This window comes from Chitinophaga pollutisoli (assembly GCF_038396755.1).
GTDB classification, from domain to species: domain Bacteria; phylum Bacteroidota; class Bacteroidia; order Chitinophagales; family Chitinophagaceae; genus Chitinophaga; species Chitinophaga pollutisoli.
On the sequence record NZ_CP149822.1, the window covers coordinates 4,040,001 to 4,042,500 of the forward strand.

Annotated in this window: 2 rRNA genes (both only partly in view); both read left to right on the forward strand. The window is 48.2% G+C overall.

Annotated features, from left to right (window positions below):
* A 23S ribosomal RNA gene (locus WJU16_RS16930) occupies window positions 1–2,300 on the forward strand (it extends 581 nt beyond the left edge of the window).
* Between the two features lie 128 nt (window positions 2,301–2,428).
* Window positions 2,429–2,500 (forward strand): 5S ribosomal RNA (rrf, locus tag WJU16_RS16935) (it continues 40 nt past the right edge of the window).

The window sequence follows — 2,500 nt, forward strand, 5'->3', positions numbered from 1 at the left end:
GCCTTTTGCATAATGAGCCTACGAGTTACTCCTCACTGGCGAGGTTAAGTTCTTCAGTAACGGAGCCGCAGCGAAAGCGAGTCCTAACAGGGCGTCCAGTCAGTGGGGGTAGACGCGAAACTTTGTGATCTATCCATGGGCAGGTTGAAGGTTTGGTAACACAAACTGGAGGACCGAACCCATTAGCGTTGAAAAGCTATGGGATGACCTGTGGATAGGGGTGAAAGGCCAATCAAACTGAGAGATAGCTCGTTCTCCCCGAAATGTTTTTAGGAACAGCCTCGTATTACAGACGTATCATAGAGGTAGAGCTACTAATTGGGCTAGGGGGCTTCACCGCCTACCAAACCCTAATAAACTCCGAATGCTATGATATATCTACGGGAGTGAGGCTGTGGGCGCTAAGGTCCATGGCCGAGAGGGAAATAACCCAGATTAACAGCTAAGGTCCCTAAGTGTATGTTAAGTTGAACAAACGCAGTTCAAACCCTAAAACAGCCAGGATGTTGGCTTGGAAGCAGCCATTCATTTAAAGAGTGCGTAACAGCTCACTGGTCGAGGGTTTGGGCACGGAAAATAATCGGGCATCAAACATACTACCGAAGCTTTAGGATTGTACCAAGAGGTATAATCGGTAGGGGAGCATTCTGTACTGCATCGAAGGTGTACCGCGAGGTATGCTGGAGCGTACAGAAAAGAAAATGTAGGCATAAGTAACGATAAAAAAGATGAAAAATCTTTTCGCCGTAAGACTAAGGGTTCCTGATCAACGCTAATCGGATCAGGGTTAGTCGGGTCCTTAGGCAAAGCCGAGAGGCGTAGCTGATGGCAAACTGGTGAATATTCCAGTACCTGCTATAATTTCGATGGGGTAACGGAGTAGTGAAAGGACTGCGCACTTACGGAATAGTGCGTTAAAGGGTGTAGGTATACTTTGGGTAGGAAAATCCGCCTGGAGTGCTGAACCTGATAGTACAGCAAAGCTTCGGCCGCGCTGATAATGTCCCTAATCAGACTTCCAAGAAAAACCTCTAAGGTTAGGTTATAGCAGCCCGTACCGTAAACCGACACAGGTAGTCGAGGAGAATATCCTAAGGCGCTCGAGTGATCCATGGTAAAGGAACTAGGCAAATTGACGCTGTAACTTCGGGATAAGGCGTACCACAGTGATGTGGTCTCAGTAAAATGGTCCAACCAACTGTTTAACAAAAACACAGGGCCCTGCAAAATCGAAAGATGACGTATAGAGCCTGATACCTGCCCGGTGCTGGAAGGTTAAGGAAGGGTGTTCGGCGCAAGCCAAAGCTCCTGACTGAAGCCCCAGTAAACGGCGGCCGTAACTATAACGGTCCTAAGGTAGCGAAATTCCTTGTCGGGTAAGTTCCGACCTGCACGAATGGTCTAATGAGTTGGACACTGTCTCTACCATGAGCTCGGTGAAATTGTAGTATCGGTGAAGATGCCGGTTAATCGCAACGGGACGGAAAGACCCCGTGAACCTTCACTACAACTTAACATTGATTTTGAGTGCCAGATGTGTAGGATAGTTGGGAGACTATGAAGCGGCTTCGCCAGGAGTCGTGGAGTCAACGTTGAAATACCAACCTTCTGTTACTTAGAGTCTAACCCGGCAACGGGGACATTGTTTGGTGGGTAGTTTGACTGGGGTGGTCGCCTCCTAAAAAGTAACGGAGGCTCGCAAAGGTACCCTCAGTACGGTTGGTAATCGTACGCAGAGCGCATTAGTAGAAGGGTGCTTGACTGTGAGGCAGACAAGCCGAGCAGGTGCGAAAGCAGGCTAAAGTGATCCGGTGGTTCTGTATGGAAGGGCCATCGCTCAAAGGATAAAAGGTACTCCGGGGATAACAGGCTGATCTCCCCCAAGAGCTCATATCGACGGGGAGGTTTGGCACCTCGATGTCGGTTCGTCACATCCTGGGGCTGGAGAAGGTCCCAAGGGTTCGGCTGTTCGCCGATTAAAGTGGCACGTGAACTGGGTTCAGAACGTCGCAAGACAGTTCGGTCCCTATCTGTTGTGATCGTTAGTAAATTGAGAGGACATGACCTTAGTACGAGAGGACCGGGTCGTACGTACCGCTGGTGTATCTGTTGTGCCGCCAGGTGCAGTGCAGAGTAGCTATGTACGGGCAAGATAAACGCTGAAAGCATCTAAGCGTGAAACTTACCTCAAGATGAGTTTACTTTTAAGGGCCGTCAGAGACTATGACGTTGATAGGTTACAGGTGTAAGGGTGGTAACATCGAAGCCGAGTAATACTAATTGCCCGTAAGCTTTAATTTTATTATGCTCTTTCTCTGAAAAGAGCGTGTTTTACAACTTCCCGATATGTAAATTTATTAGTAGTAAGATACTAGGATCACCGTTCGAATCATCGAAAGATAAAACGAACAGCATCCATCTAAGATCTTATGGTGGTTTTACCGAGGGTGTTCACCTCTTCCCATTCCGAACAGAGAAGTTAAGCCCCTCATGGCCGATG